Source organism: Streptococcus sp. (assembly GCF_019414905.1).
Classification (GTDB): domain Bacteria; phylum Bacillota; class Bacilli; order Lactobacillales; family Streptococcaceae; genus Streptococcus.
In genome coordinates this window covers 1-17,463 of record NZ_DXLC01000258.1, presented here as the reverse complement: position 1 = coordinate 17,463, position 17,463 = coordinate 1, and the positions used below count along the sequence as shown (strand labels likewise).

The following is a 17,463-nucleotide window of genomic DNA, read 5'->3' as shown; positions in this document are numbered from 1 at the left end:
TTTTTATGAATTGATAAATTCGTTATTAAAATATGATGGCTTTTTGCAGATTGAAAATCTGTTTTTAAAAGCTACGAATATAGATAAATCAGATTTAAAGGAGCGTGAGAAAGCTTTACTAACAGCATTGAGACAATTTCGTAAATTGATTCGAAAGGATTCCAAATTTGAATTTCTTAACTCAAGAATAAAGAAATTAATTAAAGATAAGCAATCAATTTCTCAGATATCAAATTCGATTTTATATAAAGGGGCTTATACTCAAGATCGCAAAATTAGTAATTTAATAAATTTAACTGCATTAGGAGAGCTATTAGTACAACTAATCAAACAGGGTAGAATTTATGAGAATAGCTCTATTATTATAGATCCAATTTGTAGTATAGATCAAGTTATACTGAGTGAGTTAGCAGCTGCGTCATTAGATGTACGTATTTCCGAGGGAAGCCATGTTGATGAATTAATTCAATATGCAGATAATGTAGTTTCAGTTGTTTATAAGTCTTTTAGTAATATTATCAAAGACTTTAAAAATAAAGGTACTTCTTGGACAATTAGCACGAATAATATTTGGAGTTTGCTAGTATTTTCATTTGTCTTAGCAAAAATAGATTGTAATAATATAAAATTCACGTTATCAATTGATGATTGGGCGTTTTGTTTAGCAATCGCTAGATTACAATTTGGAGTTTCGGCCTTAGAGCAAAATTCGAATATAAATCAACTTGTATCAGTAATGACACAGTTATTAAGTAGTAATCTATCGAAAATAAATGAATCATTTTGGATAGAGTATCAAAATTCACGTAGTCTGATTATTAATAATTATAACAGTATGAATTATAATGTTTTAGAAGATTTGAATCAATTACTTAATTAAAAATAAAAAAGAAAGGAACAAGGGCACCTATATTCATTAAAACTGAATACGGGCTACGGACTTTATCAATTATATGATACAACTTATTGTCAACGCATTTGTTGAAAAAGATAATACTGGAGCAGTTGTAGAAGTTTTGTATGCTAGTGCTGACCAAGATAAGGTGAAAGCTAAATATGAAGAACTAGCTGAGCAGTACCCTGAAAACTATTTAGCAATTTATGACTTGCCACTGGATACAGACCTTAATTCATTGGAACATTACCCGTCTGTATGGATTGGGAAAGAAGAATTTGAATAATTTGGCTAATCAATGTTCTATGATTTGTTTGCACATCGTAAAGTAGAAAAAGAAAGGAAAAATTAACAACATGATCGACCGTTACTCTCGCCCTGAGATGGCGAACATTTGGAGTGAAGAAAATAAATACCGTGCTTGGCTTGAGGTGGAAATCTTGGCTGACGAGGCATGGGCTGAGTTGGGGGAAATCCCTAAGGAAGATGTGGCTTTGATTCGTGAAAAAGCGGACTTTGACATCGACCGTATTTTGGAGATTGAGCAGGAGACGCGCCACGATGTGGTGGCTTTCACGCGTGCGGTTTCTGAGACGCTTGGCGAAGAGCGTAAGTGGGTCCACTATGGTTTGACGTCTACCGACGTGGTGGATACGGCCTACGGTTACCTTTATAAGCAGGCCAACGACATCATTCGTCGTGACCTTGAAAATTTCACCAACATCATCGCTGATAAGGCTAAGGAGCACAAGTTTACCATCATGATGGGTCGTACCCACGGTGTGCATGCTGAGCCTACAACCTTTGGTTTGAAATTGGCGACTTGGTATAGCGAAATGAAGCGTAATATCGAGCGTTTTGAGCATGCGGCTGCCGGAGTAGAAGCTGGTAAAATCTCTGGAGCAGTTGGGAACTTTGCCAATATCCCACCATTTGTAGAGGAGTATGTCTGCGACAAGCTGGGTATCCGTGCTCAAGAAATTTCTACACAAGTTCTTCCTCGTGATCTTCACGCTGAGTACTTTGCGGTTCTTGCTAGTATCGCGACTTCCATCGAACGTATGGCGACTGAGATTCGTGGTCTGCAAAAATCTGAACAACGTGAAGTAGAAGAGTTCTTTGCTAAGGGGCAAAAAGGTTCATCTGCAATGCCTCACAAACGCAACCCTATCGGTTCTGAAAACATGACAGGTTTGGCACGCGTTATTCGTGGTCACATGATTACAGCCTATGAGAATGTCGCTCTCTGGCATGAGCGTGATATCTCTCACTCATCAGCTGAGCGTATCATCACACCAGATACGACTATTTTGATTGACTATATGCTCAACCGTTTCGGAAACATCGTTAAGAACTTGACAGTCTTCCCAGAAAACATGATCCGTAACATGAACTCTACGTTTGGTCTTATCTTTAGCCAACGTGCCATGTTGACCTTGATTGAGAAAGGTATGACCCGTGAGCAAGCTTACGACCTTGTTCAACCGAAAACGGCTTACTCTTGGGACAATCAAGTAGACTTTAAACCACTTCTAGAAGCAGATCCAGAAGTGACATCACGTTTGACACAAGAGGAAATCGATGAAATCTTTAACCCAGTTTATTACACTAAACGAGTGGATGATATCTTTGAACGTCTTGGTTTAGGATAATTAAAATAAAATCGAAGTTCTATTACTCTATTTACTGGAGTAGAAGAACTTCGGTTTTTCTTGTTTATTAAAGCTTTTTTGCTAAAAAGATTCCCAATATTTTAGTAAAATTTAAACAAATTTAATCGATCTTCATTGACATATAGAAAATACAGTTTTGATGGGATATAATAAGCATAGAAAAAGCCCAAGCGATTAGGCTCAGGCTTTCTTCTTAGTGATCACGGTCACATGAAATGACTTTGATTTTGTAGTAATCCGCTCGTTTATATGTTTCGCTGTAAGCGAGAACTTGACCAGTAGACTCTAGTTTAGTAGTCTTGGTTTGTAAAACGGTTGGGAATTGTTCATCGACTCCGAGGACCGAAGCCGCATGTTCTGGAGTTGGAAATGCTATTTCATTGATTTCTTCAAAATGTTCATCATTCATGTGAATGTGGTAATCCAATTTGAAACGGTTATAGATAGAGCTATAATATTCAAGATTTGGATAATTTGCGTTGATGTATTGTTCTGGAATGTAAGATGTATGGTAGATGTACACAACACCACCCGTTTCGCGAACGCGTTCAATCTTGTAGTAGAACTGATCTCCGCGAAGTCCAAGTTTTTCTAAGTAGCTTAGTTTATTTCCACGCTCAATAGAAAGGACGGTAACTTTATCATCTTTAGTTTCAAAAACTTCTACATCTGAAAACTCTACGAGTTTGTGTTTGCGTGCGCGTGAAACGAATGTACCCTTTCCTTGTTGACGGACAATATAGCCATCCTTGGCAAGGTCGTTTAAAGCGCGAACAACTGTGATAGAACTAACATCATACATTGCAATCAATTCAGCTTCAGTGTAGAATTTATCTCCACTGGCAAATTGACCAGAAATGATTTTGTTCTTTAACTCATCTTTAATATATTGATACTTTGGAATTGCCATATTTTCACCTCGATTTTCCTTCTCCGTTAAAGATTTTACCATAAAACTGGAAAGAATAGTAGCCTTTTGAATAAAAAAATTAGAATAATAGGCTATAAGGTTAATTTACATAGGAATAAATAGAATTTTTTACATCTTTATACATGTCAATTAAGATGATATTATTTCTTGAGATAGTAAGGTTTTATAAGTTTTTTTTGTAAAAATTAGTAAAAAATGAAAAAAATCGTGAAAACCTATTGACAAATGTAAGATATTGAGTTATATTTACTATATCAACAAATGAAAGCGTAAACTTTAGTTGTCAGAAGGTAAGAATATGACACGATTTGAGATACGGGATGATTTTTATCTCGATGGAAAATCATTTAAGATTTTATCTGGCGCCATTCATTATTTTAGGGTTCCTCCAGAAGATTGGTATCATTCGCTCTATAACTTGAAGGCTCTTGGTTTTAATACAGTAGAGACTTATGTGGCCTGGAATTTACACGAGCCTCGTGAGGGTGAGTTTCACTTTGAAGGAGCTCTGGATTTGGAGCGATTTCTCCAAACGGCACAAGATTTGGGTCTCTACGCTATCGTTCGTCCGTCGCCCTTCATCTGTGCGGAGTGGGAATTCGGTGGCTTACCAGCTTGGCTCTTAACCAAAGATATGAGGATTCGTTCCTCAGACCCAGCCTATATTGAGGCTGTCGGTCACTACTATGACCAGCTCTTGGCACGGTTGGTTCCACATTTGTTGGACAAGGGTGGCAATATCCTCATGATGCAGGTTGAAAATGAGTATGGTTCTTATGGAGAAGATAAGGCTTATCTGAGAGCAATTCGACAGTTGATGGAAGAGCGTGGCGTAACCTGTCCTCTCTTTACCTCAGATGGTCCATGGAGAGCTACTCTGAAAGCTGGAACCTTAATCGAAGATGACCTCTTTGTAACAGGAAACTTTGGTTCTAAAGCTCCGTACAACTTTTCACAGATGCAGGAATTCTTTGATGAGCATGGTAAGAAATGGCCACTCATGTGTATGGAGTTCTGGGATGGCTGGTTCAATCGTTGGAAAGAGCCGATTATCACACGGGATCCGAAAGAGTTGGCAGATGCAGTTCGAGAGGTTTTGGAACAAGGCTCTATCAATCTCTACATGTTCCATGGTGGTACAAACTTTGGTTTCATGAATGGTTGCTCAGCTCGAGGGACTTTGGACCTGCCACAAGTTACATCTTATGATTACGATGCCCTTCTGGATGAAGAAGGAAATCCAACTGCTAAATATTTGGCAGTCAAGAAGATGATGGCAACACATTTCCCAGAGTATCCCCAGTTGGAACCACTCTACAAAGAGAGTATGGAGTTGGATGCTATTCCACTGGTTGAAAAAGTTTCCTTGTTTGAAAACTTAGATAGCTTGTCCAGTCCTGTAGAAAGTCTCTATCCTAAAAAGATGGAGGAGTTGGGACAAAGTTATGGCTACCTACTTTATCGAACAGAAACAAACTGGGATGCAGAAGAAGAAAGACTTCGTATCATTGATGGTCGAGATAGAGCACAGTTGTTCGTAGATGGTAAGTGGGTTACAACCCAATACCAAACTGAAATTGGAGAAGATATCTTTTATCAAGGAGAAAAGAAAGCGTTATCTCGATTTGATATCCTGATTGAAAATATGGGACGTGTCAACTATGGACACAAGTTCTTAGCGGATACGCAACGTAAGGGAATTCGGACAGGGGTTTGTAAGGATTTGCACTTCTTACTAAACTGGAAACACTATCCACTCCCACTAGACAATCCTGAGAAAATTGATTTTTCAAAAGGATGGACAGAAGGGCAACCAGCCTTTTACGCTTATGACTTTACAGTCCAAGAGCCAAAAGATACTTACCTAGACTTATCTGAGTTTGGTAAGGGAGTTGCCTTTGTCAATGGGCAGAATCTAGGACGTTTTTGGAACGTCGGCCCGACCCTCTCGCTTTATATCCCTCATAGCTATCTCAAGGAAGGTGATAACCGCATCATCATCTTTGAAACAGAGGGCCAATATAAAGAAGAGATTCATTTAACTCGAAAACCTACACTAAAACACATAAAGGGGGAAAACTTATGACAATTGTAGGATGCCGTATCGATGGACGTTTGATCCACGGACAAGTAGCCAATCTTTGGGCTGGAAAACTAAATGTTTCACGTATTATGGTTGTAGACGACGAAGTTGTCAACAACGATGTTGAAAAGAGTGGTTTGAAACTTGCGACACCACCAGGTGTGAAATTAAGTATTTTGCCAATTGAAAAAGCGGCAGCCAATATTCTTGCTGGTAAATACGATAGCCAACGTCTCTTTATCGTTGCTCGTAAACCAGACCGTTTCCTTGGTTTGGTAGAAGCAGGTGTACCACTTGAAACCCTTAATGTTGGGAATATGTCTCAAACACCAGAAACTCGCGCCATCACACGTTCTATCAACGTAGTGGACAAGGATGTGGAAGATTTCCACAAACTGGCAGAAAAAGGTGTTAAACTTACTGCTCAAATGGTTCCAAATGATCCAGTTTCAGACTTTTTGAGCTTATTAAAATAGGAAAAAATTTTTAGGAGGTCATTGTTATGATACAATGGTGGCAAATTTTACTTCTCACTTTGTACTCAGCTTATCAAATCTGTGATGAGTTGACGATCGTTTCATCTGCAGGTTCCCCTGTATTTGCTGGTTTCATTACTGGTTTAATCATGGGAGATGTGACTACTGGTCTGCTTATCGGTGGTAACTTGCAACTGTTCGTTCTTGGGGTTGGTACCTTCGGTGGTGCTTCTCGTATCGACGCAACTTCTGGTGCGGTTCTTGCGACAGCCTTCTCTGTTTCACAAGGAATTGATACAGCACTTGCGATTACAACAATCGCTGTGCCAGTAGCAGCTCTCTTGACTTACTTCGACGTTCTTGGACGTATGACAACTACTTTCTTCGCTCACCGTGTGGATGCTGCAATCGAACGCTTTGACTATAAAGGTATTGAACGCAACTACCTACTTGGTGCGATTCCTTGGGCTTTATCTCGTGCCCTTCCAGTCTTCTTTGCCCTTGCTTTTGGTGGTGAATTTGTACAACACGTAGTAGACTTCGTTACAAAATACCAATGGGTTGCAGATGGTTTGACTCTCGCAGGACGTATGCTTCCAGGTCTTGGATTTGCAATCTTGCTTCGTTACCTTCCAGTTAAACGTAACCTTCACTACCTTGCTATGGGATTCGGTTTGACAGCTATGTTGACTGTTCTTTACTCATATGTAACAGGTCTTGGTGGCGCTGTTGCTGGTATCGTAGGCACTCTACCGAAAGATGTTGCTGAAAAAATTGGTTTCGTGAACAACTTCAAAGGATTGTCTATGATTGGTATTTCTATCGTAGGTATCTTCCTTGCAGTGCTTCACTTCAAAAATAGCCAAAAAGTAGCTGTAGCAGCACCTTCTACACCATCAGAAAGTGGGGAAATCGAAGATGACGAATTCTAATTACAAACTTACAAAAGAAGATTTTAATCAAATCAATAAACGTAGCTTGTTTACTTTCCAATTAGGTTGGAACTACGAACGTATGCAAGCTTCTGGTTACCTGTACATGATCTTGCCTCAATTGCGTAAAATGTATGGGGATGGAACTCCTGAATTGAAAGAAATGATGAAAGTTCATACTCAATTCTTCAATACTTCACCATTCTTCCATACCATTATCGCTGGTTTTGACCTTGCCATGGAAGAAAAAGATGGTGTAGGTTCAAAAGATGCCGTTAACGGTATCAAGACAGGCTTGATGGGGCCATTTGCTCCTCTTGGAGATACAATCTTTGGTTCGCTTGTACCTGCTATCATGGGATCTATCGCAGCAACTATGGCTATCGCTGGCCAACCTTGGGGTATCTTCCTTTGGATTGCAGTTGCAGTAGTGTATGACATCTTCCGTTGGAAACAGTTAGAATTTGCCTACAAAGAAGGGGTTAACCTTATCAACAACATGCAAAGTACATTGACAGCTTTGATTGACGCTGCATCTGTACTTGGTGTCTTCATGATGGGTGCTCTTGTAGCCACAATGATCAACTTTGAAATTTCTTATAAATTGCCAATCGGTGAAAAGATGATTGACTTCCAAGACATCTTGAACTCAATCTTCCCACGTTTGCTTCCAGCAATCTTTACTGCCTTTATCTTCTGGTTGCTTGGTAAGAAAGGTATGACCTCTACTAAAGCTATCGGTATCATTATCGTTCTTGCAGTAGGTCTTTCTGCCCTTGGTCACTTTGCATTTGGAATGGGACCTAAATAAGTTTTATGGTAAAATCATTAATTTTGGTCAGCCATGGTCGCTTCTGTGAGGAGCTTAAAGGCAGCACTGAAATGATTATGGGTCCACAAGACAATATTCATACAGTAGCTCTTCTTCCAGAAGATGGCCCAGAAGAATTTACTGCAAAATTTGAAGCTGCTATTGAAGGATTGGATGATTTCCTAGTCTTTGCGGATCTTCTCGGTGGAACACCATGTAACGTGGTCAGTCGTTTGATTATGGAAGGTCGCGACATTGAACTCTACGCAGGGATGAATCTGCCAATGGTGATTGAATTTATCAATGCGAGCCTTACAGGTGCAGATGCGGACTATAAGAGCCGTGCTGCAGAAAGTATTGTGAAAGTTAATGACCTGTTAGCGGGCTTCGATGATGACGAAGATGAATAAGATGTGACAACGTGAAAATCGTTAGAGCATTTTATATAGAATATACATGGGAATGGGGCTTACTCCCATTCCCATATTTAATAGAAAAAGAGGAACTCAATGTTACATTATACAAAAGAAGACTTGATCGAATTGGGTGCAGAAATCACTACACGTGAAATCTACCAACAACCAGATGTATGGAAAGAAGCTTTTGAATCTTATCAAGCAAAGCGTGAAGAAATTGTAGCCTTCCTACAAGGGATTGCTGATAAACATGACTATATCAAGGTTATCTTGACAGGTGCGGGGACTTCTGCTTATGTGGGAGATACCTTGGTACCTTACTTTAAGGAAGTCTATGACGAACGCAAATGGAATTTCAATGCCATTGCGACCACAGATATTGTTGCCAATCCAGAAACCTATTTGAAAAAAGATGTTGCGACTGTCCTTGTATCTTTTGCTCGTAGTGGGAACTCGCCTGAAAGTGTGGCGACTGTTGATTTGGCCAAGGCCTTGGTGAATGAGCTTTATCAAGTGACGATTACTTGTGCAGCAGATGGTAAATTGGCTCTTCAAGCTCATGGAGATGACTGCAATCTCTTGCTCTTGCAACCAGCTGCTTCTAATGACGCTGGATTTGCCATGACTTCTAGCTTTACGTCTATGATGTTAACAGCTCTCTTGGTCTTTGATCCTACAGAATTTGCTTTGAAAGCTGAACGTTTTGAAGTTGTATCTAGTCTTTCCCGTAAAGTTTTAGACAATGCAGAAGATGTCAAAGAGCTTGTTGACCTAGATTTTAACCGCGTCATCTATCTAGGCGCTGGTCCATTCTTTGGACTTGCTCATGAAGCTCAGCTCAAGATTTTGGAATTAACAGCTGGTCAAGTTGCGACCATGTATGAAAGCCCAGTTGGCTTCCGTCACGGTCCAAAATCACTGATCAACGAAGATACAGTTGTTTTGGTCTTTGGTACAACGACAGACTACACTCGTAAGTACGACTTGGACTTGGTTCGTGAAGTTGCTGGTGATCAGATTGCTCGTCGTGTTGTGCTTTTGAGTGATCAAACCTTTGGCCTTGAAAATGTCAAAGAAGTGGCCCTTGGTTGTGGCGGTGTATTGAATGATATTTACCGTGTCTTCCCTTACATCGTTTATGCCCAACTCTTTGCCCTATTGACTTCACTCAAGGTAGAAAATAAACCTGATACACCGTCTCCTACAGGTACCGTAAACCGTGTGGTACAAGGTGTTATCATCCACGAATATCAAAAGTAAGGAAATGTTTATGAATTCTTGACAAGAGAATTTGTAAACTATCAGATAAACCATAGATTGTCAGTAGGCTTTCTATGGTTTGTTTGCTTGAGAGAAATAGTAAAAGGAGAACAGAATGAAAGCATACACAGAGCGTGTATTTGGAAATGTTGAGGGTAAGGATGTCTTGGCATATCGTTTTGAGACGGACGGTGGCTACCAGCTTGAAGTCATGACTTATGGTGCGACTATCTTGCGTTATGCCACGCCTGACAAGGCTGGAAATTTTGCCAATGTTATCTTGGGATTTGATGATTTTGATAGCTATGTAGGCAATAGTCCCAAGCATGGAGCTAGCGTAGGTCCTGTGGCGGGACGTATTGCAGGTGCGACCTTTGAATTAAATAGCAAGACCTATGACCTTGAAGTCAACAATGCTAGCAATTGTAACCACAGTGGTTCAACTGGTTGGGATTCCAGCTTGTTTGAACTAGTTGAAGTGAGCGACCATGGCTTGACCCTCTACACAGAGCGTACAGACGGGACAGGAGGATTTCCTGGGAATCTTAAGATTTGGATTAGCTACTATTTGGAAGAAACTGGTGCCTATGAAATCAGCTACAAGGTAACAACAGATCAGGATACGCTGGTCAATCCAACCAATCACAGCTATTTCAACTTGTCTGGTGATTTCACGCAGACGATTGACCGTCATGTCTTCCAACTAAACACAGAGGGCATTTACCCAATCGCTCCAGATGGTGTTCCTGCCAAAACTTCAGATGCCAATCGTGATGTGGTCAAACACATCTACAATGGTGCCTTGTTGAAGGATATCTTTGCAGAGGACGATGAGCAAATCCAACTGGTATCTGGTTTGGACCACCCCTTTGCCCTTCCTGCAGGTCATGACAATGCTGGTTTCCTTTATGACCAAAACTCAGGTCGTTTCCTACTTTTCAAGACAGAGGCTCCTTGTTTTGTAGTCTACACAGCAAACTTTGTGGATGAGAGTGTTATCATAGGAGGTCAGCCAATGCTACAGCACAATGGGATTGCCCTTGAAGCGCAAGCTTTACCAGATGCCATTCACAGTGATCTCAAAGACCAAGTTGTCCTCAAAGCCGGTCAAACCTTCACCAGTAAGACACGTTATGAGCTTGTTGTGAAATAAAGGATGAAGCTTCTACTTTTCGGAGGAAATAGCATTTGCCTCATGACATTGGTAGAAACGGGCAAAGAGTAGGGAAATATGATATAATTTAATAGTGAAAATACCTGTCCTATCTAGAGGATAAAAGGAGAAAAAGATGAAGAAAATTGTATTTGCTAGCGCCTTGGCTTTGACCTTGGCAGGAGCAGTTTTGACAACTGATGTTTTTGCGAATGACAGACTGGTGGCAACACAATCTATCAATGGTAAAAATGAAAATGTATTGACCTCAGAGGTGCTAAAACCTTCTAGTGGCAACGTTTTGGTTGGAATCAAGGGAGAATTTTTAACTCCAAATAAACAATCTATTTTGGACGCGATTAATAAGATTCGTAAGGAAGCAGCTGATGAAGGTTTGGTAGATAAGTATGTCCCTATTAAATGGTCTACTGATCTTGAGAAAACTGCCTTTGTACGAGCTACTGAGGTGTCAGTAGCTTTAAAACCTGAGCGTCTTTCTACAAAAGAAATCTGGACTGCTTTTCCATCTAGTAATAGTATAAGAGGAGAAGCTTTAGATGTGAACTATGAAGGTTTTCTAAAAGCAATTGAAAACTGGCATGCTGAGAAGGCGAATTATGTAGCGAAAAAGAAGGGTGGAACCTCTAAAGAATTTACAGGTTATTATGAGGTTTTGATCAATTCTAAATTTACCTATGTGGGTCTCGCAGCCTTTAAAAACGCAGCTAGCTCTCAGCAAGTAGCGACGATTTCTTTAGCTTTAGGTGATGATGCTTCTTCAGAGGAATTGGCTGGTGGATATGGTTCTGCTATTCAGTATACAGAAGTGACTGCCTCAAACCTTTCAACCGTTAAAAGTAAAGCTACAGTTGTAGAAAAATCGTTGAAAGATTTTAGAACATCTACATCTAGTCAGTCTGGCTGGGTACAATCTAATGGTAAATGGTATTTTTACGAGTCTGGTGATGTGAAGACAGGCTGGGTGAAAACGGGTGGCAAATGGTACTACTTGAATGATTTAGGTGTCATGCAGACTGGATTTGTAGAAGTTGATGGAACATGGTATTTCCTTGATAGTTCAGGCGCGATGTTTACAGGCTGGGGAACAGATGGTAGTAGATGGTTCTACTTTGATGGCTCAGGAGCTATGAAGACAGGCTGGTATAAGGAAAATGGTACTTGGTATTATCTTGATCAATCAGGTGTCATGAAGACAGGTTGGTTTAAAGTAGGCAAGTACTGGTACTATGCATATGGTTCAGGAGCTTTGGCAGTCAGCACAACGACACCTGACGGTTATAAAGTAAATGGCAATGGTGAATGGGTAAACTAGGCTGAAGATAGTAAGTCATAGGTAAAGTATTTATCGTACTTAGCAAAAAGAATGAACGATAAGAAAGAGGTTGATGGAGAACATTGGCCTCTTTCTTGTTAGAATAGAGGTTTCAAGTTGTCTGACTTGACTTTCTTGATGGGAATGATATAATAGTTGTAATAATAACAATTACAACAAAAAAGAGGACCATTTATGACCTATGAATACAGGAGCCACATTTATTTGGCAGAGGCAGTTTTAAATGTAAAGGATTTGGCAAGTCAAACTGCCTTTTATCAGCAAGTTATTGGTTTAGAAATCTTATCTCAGACTGAGACAGAGGTCATTCTAGGCCTTGGTGGAAAAGGCTTGGTACACTTGATTCAAGCACAAGAGAGCGGTGAAGTGAGAGAACATTATGGTCTTTACCATCTGGCTATTCTTTTGCCGACACGTAAGGCTTTGGCTGATGTTTTGAAACACCTGACAGACTTACAGATTCCTCTTGTCGGCGGTGCAGATCATGGTTACAGTGAGGCCCTTTATTTGGAGGATTTGGAGGGAAATGGCATTGAGCTCTATAGAGATAAGCCCGTTTCCACATGGGATATTCGAGAAGATGGACGCATTATCGGAGTGACGGAGGCTCTTGCGGCGCAGGACATTTATGAGTTGGGGGAAAGAGTAGAGCCCTTTATTTTGGCAGAAGGTACGAGAATGGGGCATATCCATTTGTCTGTCAAGGATAGTCGAAAGTCCAGCCAGTTTTATCAAAAAGTGTTAGGAGTAGAGGATAAATTTAGTGTGCCTAGCGCTAGTTGGATTGCAGCTGGGGACTACCATCATCATTTGGCAGTCAACGAATGGGGAGGAAAAGATCTGGCTCCGCGTAAGCAAGGCTTGCCAGGTTTGGCCTACTATGTCATCGAAGTTGCAAGTAAGGAAGAACTGTTAGCGATTGCGCAGCAGGCACAAGAAGTTGATGCGTCAATTAAGTGGCTGACATCTAGCCAGCTGGAAATCACAGACCCAGACGGAATCGTGACCCGTATTCGCTTAGATAGATAAAACTAGGAATTTCTATCAAGTTATCAGCATGGCTAGTTTACCTTTTGAAAAGTCTGTGGTAACAGAACTGCGTGAGACGGATGGGCGAGAATTTTGACAAAGAAGCTGATTAGAGATATAATGAAGAAAAATCGAGCAAGGAAAAAGAGATGACAAATTCAAAGTATATCACTCGTCTGAAACGTTCAGAGGGCCAGTTGCGTGGGATTCAAAAGATGATTGAAGAAGATCGTGACTGTGCTGATATTGTGACGCAACTGACAGCCGTGAAATCTAGTGTGGAGCGCGTGATTGAGATGATAATTACCGAAAACCTTACTGAATGTATTAATCAGCCGTTAGACGATCCTGAAGCTCAAAAGGAACGCCTAGAAAAGGCTATCCGATACTTGATTAAACGGAAATAAAGAGATGAGAGTTGCAAAGATCTCTGCTAATAGAATAGTTTAATGTGAATCAAGAGAGGCTGGAAAAAGTCTTTAAAATAAAAGAACGCATACTATCAGGTGTTGAAAGCCTTGATACTATGCGTTTTATTGTGGGGAGATTTACTTCACTTTCTCCTGAAATTGAGTTTTTGCCCAGCTCCTTTTGATTATTCTACTTGCCCAGGCCAAGCATTCATACCACCTTCTACATTGGTAACGGTGAGGACTTGGGCGCTGAGAAATTGACAGGCAGAGGCAGAACGCACTCCACCTTGACAGATGACATGGTATTCATGGTTAGGTTTGAGTTCTTTATAGCCTTGCTCTAAGGTACTTAATGGAAGATTTTTGGCACCTGGTGCATGTCCTGCTTGGAATTCATGTGCTTCACGGACATCGATAAGCTCTAAATTTTCATTTTGATATTTTTCATAAAAGTCAGCCATGCTGATATTAGTTTCCATATTCTACTCCTTCTGGCTTAGCCATTTTGTATAGTGAATAAGCGCCGTCAAGGTTTTGGACGGTAAATCCTGCTTGTTTGAGGATACGCTCTGCGATATAGCTGCGCAAACCACTGTGACAGCTAACGATGTAGGCTTGGTTCTTGTCCAGTTCGTCCAAGCGTTCCCGTAGTTCGTTTAGGGGAATGTGGATGGTGTCGACTTTGAGTCTACCACTTTGGAATTCGCCACTTGTCCGTACATCTAGAAATTTCTTACCCTTAGCCAGTTCGTCTTCGAGCTGGTACCATTGAACATTGTCGCTGAGACCTTCGATAAGATTCAAGGCTGCGTAGCCCAGCATATTGACGGGATCCTTGGCAGAGCCAAATGGTGGCGCATAGGTGAACTCCAATTCTGGCAAGTCAAAGACGGTGAGATTTCCCTTGATAGCAGTTGCTAGGATATCGATTCGCTTGTCAACACCTTTCTTCCCAACTCCTTGGGCACCGTAGATTTTTCCAGTGGTTGGGTCAAAGAGGAGCTTCAAGGTCATATCAGTAGCGCCTGGATAATAACCAGCGTGGTCTTTCCCACTGATATGAAGGACTTTGTAAGGAAGTTGATTCATGCTAAGGATACGCTCGCTGAGACCAGTCGAAGCAGCTGTCATATTAAAGGCACGAACGATAGCAGTGCCGATACTTCCCTTGTTTGTACGTTCTAGTCCTGCGATGACGTCTGCCACTTGGCGTCCCTGACGATTGGCAGGAGAAGCGAGAGAGATGAGAGCATCTTGGCCTGTAATCTCTTGCTTGACGACGATGGCATCCCCAACTGCAAAAATATCTTTTTGACTGGTTTCATAATGTTCATTGACCAGAATCCCACCTCTAAGTCCCAGTTCAATCCCCGCAGTTTTGGCCAGTCTGTTTTCAGGTTCAACACCGACAGAAAGAATGGTGAGGTCAGAAGCAATCTTTTGACCATTTTCTAGAACGATGATATTTCCTTGGTCTTCAAATCGAACCGCAGACTGAGAAGTGATGACGCGAACGCTATTTTTGACCAATTCTGCTTGGACAAAGGCTGCCATTTCCTGATCTAATGGCGGCAAGACATGGGGTGCTTTCTCCACGATAGTAACTTGCAATCCACGTTTCGCTAGGTTTTCAGCCATTTCAAGTCCGATAAAGCCTGCACCGATAACGACAGCTTCTTTTGGATGATTGTCCAAGGCTGCCATAATTTCATCGAGATCGGGAACGTTGCGAAGCGTGTAGGTATTCTTAGTTTCTGCCAAACACTCAATGGCAGGAACAAATGGTTTAGCTCCTGGGGAGAGAATCAACTTGTCGTAGTTTTCTGTAAATTCTTGTCCATCGTGTCGTACCGTCACAGTGTGTTCTTCTGGCGAAATCTGGATGACCTCGTGAAATGGTCGCACATCTAGATTAAAGCGTGCCTTGAGATTTTCAGGAGTTTGGACCAATAAACTATCACGGTTTGCAATTTCTCCTGAAACATAGTAAGGAAGCCCGCAGTTTGCAAAGGAAACAAAGGGACCTTTCTCAAAAATAGTGATTTCAGCGTCTTCCATGAGACGTCTGAGACGGGTTGCTGCTGACATTCCGCCTGCAACTCCCCCGACAATGATAATTTTCATTGATTTTCTCCTTTATGCTTCTAGATGATTTTTCCTGTCCAAGCGCTCATACCGCCTCGGACATTGATGACATCGTAGCCTTTTTTCTTTAGCTTTTTAGCAGCCATCTTACTACGCACACCAGAATGACAAATGACATAAAGTGTTTCTTTTGTTGTTGATGTGTAGGAACCAATTTCGGTCAGAGGAACATTTTTGGCATTTTTGATATGACCTCTACGAAATTCCATCGGCGTCCGAACATCCAGTAGCTGAATTGGTTCCTTGAGTTTAGCTTCTAACTCGCTGGTAGAAATACTGTCAATTTTTGTAAATAAGTGAAACATAGGCACCTCCAAATATACCCTTATGGGGTATATTAAACCATGAAGTCAAGCTTTTGTCAAGCAAGTTGTTTTGAGAGACTGGAAAGAAGTCCTCGACCAGCTTATTCTTGACCTTTCAAAGCCTTTTTGATATGATGGCGTCAAAGTAAGTGTGAGGTGATAAGATGACCAGTGAATACCAGAAAATGATTGCAGGAGATTTTTACCGTCCATCGGACCCAGAACTGAGAGCCTTGGCTCAGGCTTCTCGCCAAAAACAGGCTGCCTTTAACAAGGAAGAAGACCCCTTGAAGGGAGCGGAGATTATCAAGACTTGGTTTGGGTCAACTGGGCAGAATCTCTATGTCAATCCACGACTGGTAGTCGATTATGGAGTCAATATCCATCTAGGGGAAAATTTCTACTCCAATTGGAACTTGACCATGCTGGATGTTTGTCCGATTCGTATCGGTGACAATGCCATGATTGGTCCTAATTGTCAGTTTTTAACCCCACTCCATCCATTGGATCCGCATGAACGTAATTCAGGTGTGGAATATGGCAAGCCCATCACCATTGGAGACAATTTCTGGGCTGGAGGAGGTGTCATTGTCCTTCCTGGAGTGATACTGGGAGATAACGTTGTTGCAGGAGCTGGGGCTGTGATCACCAAATCTTTCGGAGACAATGTTGTCCTAGCTGGCAATCCTGCGCGTGTGATTAAGGAGATACCTGTGAAGTAGAAGTAGCAGAGGCTAGGAGAAACTCGATTCAGGAAAAATGAAGTAAATCTTTCAACAATAAAACGCATAATATCAAGGTTGTTCTGAACTGCACCCCAAAAGTTAGACAGAAAAAATCTAACTTTTGGGGTGTTTTTATTATGAAATTAACTTATGATGATAAAGTTCAGATCTATGAACTTAGAAAACAAGGATATAGCTTAGAGAAACTTTCAAATAAATTTGAGATAAATAATTCTAATCTTAGGTATATGATTAAATTGATTGATCGTTACGGAATAGAGTTCGTCAAAAAAGGAAAAAATCGTTACTATTCTCCTGATTTAAAACAAGAAATGATTCATAAAGTCTTACATGAAGGCTGGACTAAAGATAGAGTTTCTCTTGAATACGGCCTCCCAAGTCGTACGATACTTCTTAATTGGCTAGCACAATACAAGAAAAACGGGTATACTATTGTTGAGAAAACAAGAGGGAGAGTACCTAAAATGGGACGTAAGCCAAAAACGAGACCTGAAGATATGACAGAATTAGAACGTCTTCAAGCAGAAAATGAGTACCTGAGAGCGGAGAATGCTATCCTAAAAAAGTTAAGAGAACTCCGATTGAAGGAGGAAAAAGAGAAAGAAGAAAGACAGAAATTGTTCAAGAATTAATGACTGAGTTTTCGTTAGATATTCTTCTAAAAGCCATTAAACTAGCTAGCTCGTTCGACCTACTACTATCACTTGAAACAGCTAGACAAACCAGATAAGGACCAAGAGCTTAAAGATGAAATTCAATCCATTTTTATCGAACACAAGGGAAATTATGGTTATCGTCGGATTCATTTAGAACCTGTCTCTTATACACATCTCCGAGCCCA

General features: G+C 40.8%; 18 protein-coding genes and 1 pseudogene. 15 read left to right on the top strand and 4 right to left on the bottom strand.

Annotated features, from left to right (window positions below):
- The 3 genes from QZ359_RS07885 to purB form a co-directional block, all read left to right on the top strand.
- Positions 1-880, top strand: an 880-nt coding sequence (locus QZ359_RS07885; protein ID WP_293965311.1) for a hypothetical protein, incomplete at its 5' end; no start/stop codon positions are given.
- A gap of 73 nt (positions 881-953) precedes the next feature.
- Entirely contained in the window at positions 954-1,181 is a 228-nt protein-coding gene (locus tag QZ359_RS07880; RefSeq protein ID WP_261042505.1) for a phosphoribosylaminoimidazole carboxylase, read from the top strand.
- A gap of 70 nt (positions 1,182-1,251) precedes the next feature.
- Positions 1,252-2,547 (top strand): adenylosuccinate lyase, encoded by a 1,296-nt coding sequence (gene purB, locus QZ359_RS07875; protein WP_265485385.1) that lies wholly within the window; start codon positions 1,252-1,254, stop codon positions 2,545-2,547.
- A 214-nt stretch (positions 2,548-2,761) separates the two neighbouring features.
- On the opposite strand, the gene QZ359_RS07870 is transcribed toward purB, so the two are convergent.
- Positions 2,762-3,478 carry a GntR family transcriptional regulator gene (locus QZ359_RS07870; RefSeq protein WP_293965304.1) on the bottom strand — a complete coding sequence of 239 codons (717 nt, stop codon included), beginning with the start codon at positions 3,476-3,478 and terminating at the stop codon, positions 2,762-2,764.
- Positions 3,479-3,797: 319 nt separating this feature from the next.
- On the opposite strand from QZ359_RS07870, the gene QZ359_RS07865 reads away from it, so the two are divergent.
- The 10 genes from QZ359_RS07865 to QZ359_RS07820 all read left to right on the top strand — a co-directional run bounded on the left by QZ359_RS07865 (position 3,798) and on the right by QZ359_RS07820 (position 13,420).
- The gene (locus QZ359_RS07865) at positions 3,798-5,585 is read left to right on the top strand and encodes a beta-galactosidase (protein WP_293965302.1); all 1,788 of its coding nucleotides are present in this window, start codon (positions 3,798-3,800) and stop codon (positions 5,583-5,585) included.
- Positions 5,582-6,058, top strand: coding sequence for a PTS system mannose/fructose/N-acetylgalactosamine-transporter subunit IIB (locus QZ359_RS07860; protein ID WP_000156971.1), 477 nt, complete (start codon positions 5,582-5,584; stop codon positions 6,056-6,058). The genes QZ359_RS07865 and QZ359_RS07860 overlap by 4 nt, the downstream gene beginning before the upstream one ends.
- 26 nt (positions 6,059-6,084) lie before the next feature.
- Entirely contained in the window at positions 6,085-6,990 is a 906-nt protein-coding gene (locus QZ359_RS07855) for a PTS mannose/fructose/sorbose/N-acetylgalactosamine transporter subunit IIC (RefSeq protein WP_000617016.1), read from the top strand.
- Positions 6,977-7,801 carry a PTS system mannose/fructose/sorbose family transporter subunit IID gene (locus QZ359_RS07850; protein WP_293965298.1) on the top strand — a complete coding sequence of 275 codons (825 nt, stop codon included), beginning with the start codon at positions 6,977-6,979 and terminating at the stop codon, positions 7,799-7,801. Before QZ359_RS07855 ends, QZ359_RS07850 begins: the two co-directional genes overlap by 14 nt.
- Positions 7,802-7,806: 5 nt before the next feature.
- Positions 7,807-8,211 (top strand): PTS sugar transporter subunit IIA, encoded by a 405-nt coding sequence (locus QZ359_RS07845; RefSeq protein WP_080709926.1) that lies wholly within the window; start codon positions 7,807-7,809, stop codon positions 8,209-8,211.
- A 99-nt stretch (positions 8,212-8,310) separates the two neighbouring features.
- Positions 8,311-9,477 (top strand): SIS domain-containing protein, encoded by a 1,167-nt coding sequence (locus tag QZ359_RS07840; protein WP_293965296.1) that lies wholly within the window; start codon positions 8,311-8,313, stop codon positions 9,475-9,477.
- Between the two features lie 115 nt (positions 9,478-9,592).
- The gene (locus tag QZ359_RS07835) at positions 9,593-10,630 is read left to right on the top strand and encodes an aldose epimerase family protein (RefSeq protein WP_000649435.1); all 1,038 of its coding nucleotides are present in this window, start codon (positions 9,593-9,595) and stop codon (positions 10,628-10,630) included.
- A gap of 136 nt (positions 10,631-10,766) precedes the next feature.
- Entirely contained in the window at positions 10,767-11,963 is a 1,197-nt protein-coding gene (locus QZ359_RS07830; protein WP_023944056.1) for a CAP domain-containing protein, read from the top strand.
- 195 nt (positions 11,964-12,158) lie between these two features.
- Positions 12,159-13,013 (top strand): VOC family protein, encoded by an 855-nt coding sequence (locus QZ359_RS07825; protein WP_293965295.1) that lies wholly within the window; start codon positions 12,159-12,161, stop codon positions 13,011-13,013.
- A 149-nt stretch (positions 13,014-13,162) separates the two neighbouring features.
- Complete coding sequence (locus QZ359_RS07820; RefSeq protein WP_000185159.1) at positions 13,163-13,420, top strand: metal-sensitive transcriptional regulator; 258 nt, start codon at positions 13,163-13,165, stop codon at positions 13,418-13,420.
- Between the two features lie 188 nt (positions 13,421-13,608).
- On the opposite strand, the gene QZ359_RS07815 is transcribed toward QZ359_RS07820, so the two are convergent.
- From QZ359_RS07815 to QZ359_RS07805, 3 genes are read right to left on the bottom strand one after another with little or no spacing between them, the layout of a single operon-like run.
- The gene (locus QZ359_RS07815; RefSeq protein ID WP_293965294.1) at positions 13,609-13,905 is read right to left on the bottom strand and encodes a rhodanese-like domain-containing protein; all 297 of its coding nucleotides are present in this window, start codon (positions 13,903-13,905) and stop codon (positions 13,609-13,611) included.
- A complete protein-coding gene (locus QZ359_RS07810) occupies positions 13,895-15,550 on the bottom strand; it encodes an FAD-dependent oxidoreductase (protein ID WP_293965293.1) in 1,656 nt (551 codons plus the stop codon). Before QZ359_RS07810 ends, QZ359_RS07815 begins: the two co-directional genes overlap by 11 nt.
- Positions 15,551-15,570: 20 nt before the next feature.
- Positions 15,571-15,876, bottom strand: coding sequence for a rhodanese-like domain-containing protein (locus QZ359_RS07805; protein WP_293965292.1), 306 nt, complete (start codon positions 15,874-15,876; stop codon positions 15,571-15,573).
- 164 nt (positions 15,877-16,040) lie between these two features.
- On the opposite strand from QZ359_RS07805, the gene QZ359_RS07800 reads away from it, so the two are divergent.
- Both QZ359_RS07800 and QZ359_RS07795 read left to right on the top strand, forming a co-directional pair.
- The gene (locus QZ359_RS07800; protein ID WP_061760049.1) at positions 16,041-16,598 is read left to right on the top strand and encodes a sugar O-acetyltransferase; all 558 of its coding nucleotides are present in this window, start codon (positions 16,041-16,043) and stop codon (positions 16,596-16,598) included.
- A gap of 140 nt (positions 16,599-16,738) precedes the next feature.
- Positions 16,739-17,463 (top strand): annotated as a pseudogene (locus tag QZ359_RS07795) (IS3 family transposase); the annotation flags it as partial.

Excerpts from the sequence above, each read along its gene's own strand:
- QZ359_RS07850 (WP_293965298.1), top strand. The coding sequence starts at position 6,977 with ATGACGAATTCTAATTACAAACTTACAAAAGAAGATTTTAATCAAATC.
- QZ359_RS07840 (WP_293965296.1), top strand. The coding sequence starts at position 8,311 with ATGTTACATTATACAAAAGAAGACTTGATCGAATTGGGTGCAGAAATC.
- QZ359_RS07835 (WP_000649435.1), top strand. The coding sequence starts at position 9,593 with ATGAAAGCATACACAGAGCGTGTATTTGGAAATGTTGAGGGTAAGGAT.
- QZ359_RS07820 (WP_000185159.1), top strand. The coding sequence starts at position 13,163 with ATGACAAATTCAAAGTATATCACTCGTCTGAAACGTTCAGAGGGCCAG.
- purB (WP_265485385.1), top strand. The coding sequence starts at position 1,252 with ATGATCGACCGTTACTCTCGCCCTGAGATGGCGAACATTTGGAGTGAA.
- QZ359_RS07830 (WP_023944056.1), top strand. The coding sequence starts at position 10,767 with ATGAAGAAAATTGTATTTGCTAGCGCCTTGGCTTTGACCTTGGCAGGA.
- QZ359_RS07810 (WP_293965293.1), bottom strand. The coding sequence starts at position 15,550 with ATGAAAATTATCATTGTCGGGGGAGTTGCAGGCGGAATGTCAGCAGCA.
- QZ359_RS07805 (WP_293965292.1), bottom strand. The coding sequence starts at position 15,876 with ATGTTTCACTTATTTACAAAAATTGACAGTATTTCTACCAGCGAGTTA.
- QZ359_RS07825 (WP_293965295.1), top strand. The coding sequence starts at position 12,159 with ATGACCTATGAATACAGGAGCCACATTTATTTGGCAGAGGCAGTTTTA.
- QZ359_RS07815 (WP_293965294.1), bottom strand. The coding sequence starts at position 13,905 with ATGGAAACTAATATCAGCATGGCTGACTTTTATGAAAAATATCAAAAT.
- QZ359_RS07880 (WP_261042505.1), top strand. The coding sequence starts at position 954 with ATGATACAACTTATTGTCAACGCATTTGTTGAAAAAGATAATACTGGA.
- QZ359_RS07855 (WP_000617016.1), top strand. The coding sequence starts at position 6,085 with ATGATACAATGGTGGCAAATTTTACTTCTCACTTTGTACTCAGCTTAT.
- QZ359_RS07800 (WP_061760049.1), top strand. The coding sequence starts at position 16,041 with ATGACCAGTGAATACCAGAAAATGATTGCAGGAGATTTTTACCGTCCA.
- QZ359_RS07845 (WP_080709926.1), top strand. The coding sequence starts at position 7,807 with ATGGTAAAATCATTAATTTTGGTCAGCCATGGTCGCTTCTGTGAGGAG.
- QZ359_RS07865 (WP_293965302.1), top strand. The coding sequence starts at position 3,798 with ATGACACGATTTGAGATACGGGATGATTTTTATCTCGATGGAAAATCA.
- QZ359_RS07870 (WP_293965304.1), bottom strand. The coding sequence starts at position 3,478 with ATGGCAATTCCAAAGTATCAATATATTAAAGATGAGTTAAAGAACAAA.
- QZ359_RS07860 (WP_000156971.1), top strand. The coding sequence starts at position 5,582 with ATGACAATTGTAGGATGCCGTATCGATGGACGTTTGATCCACGGACAA.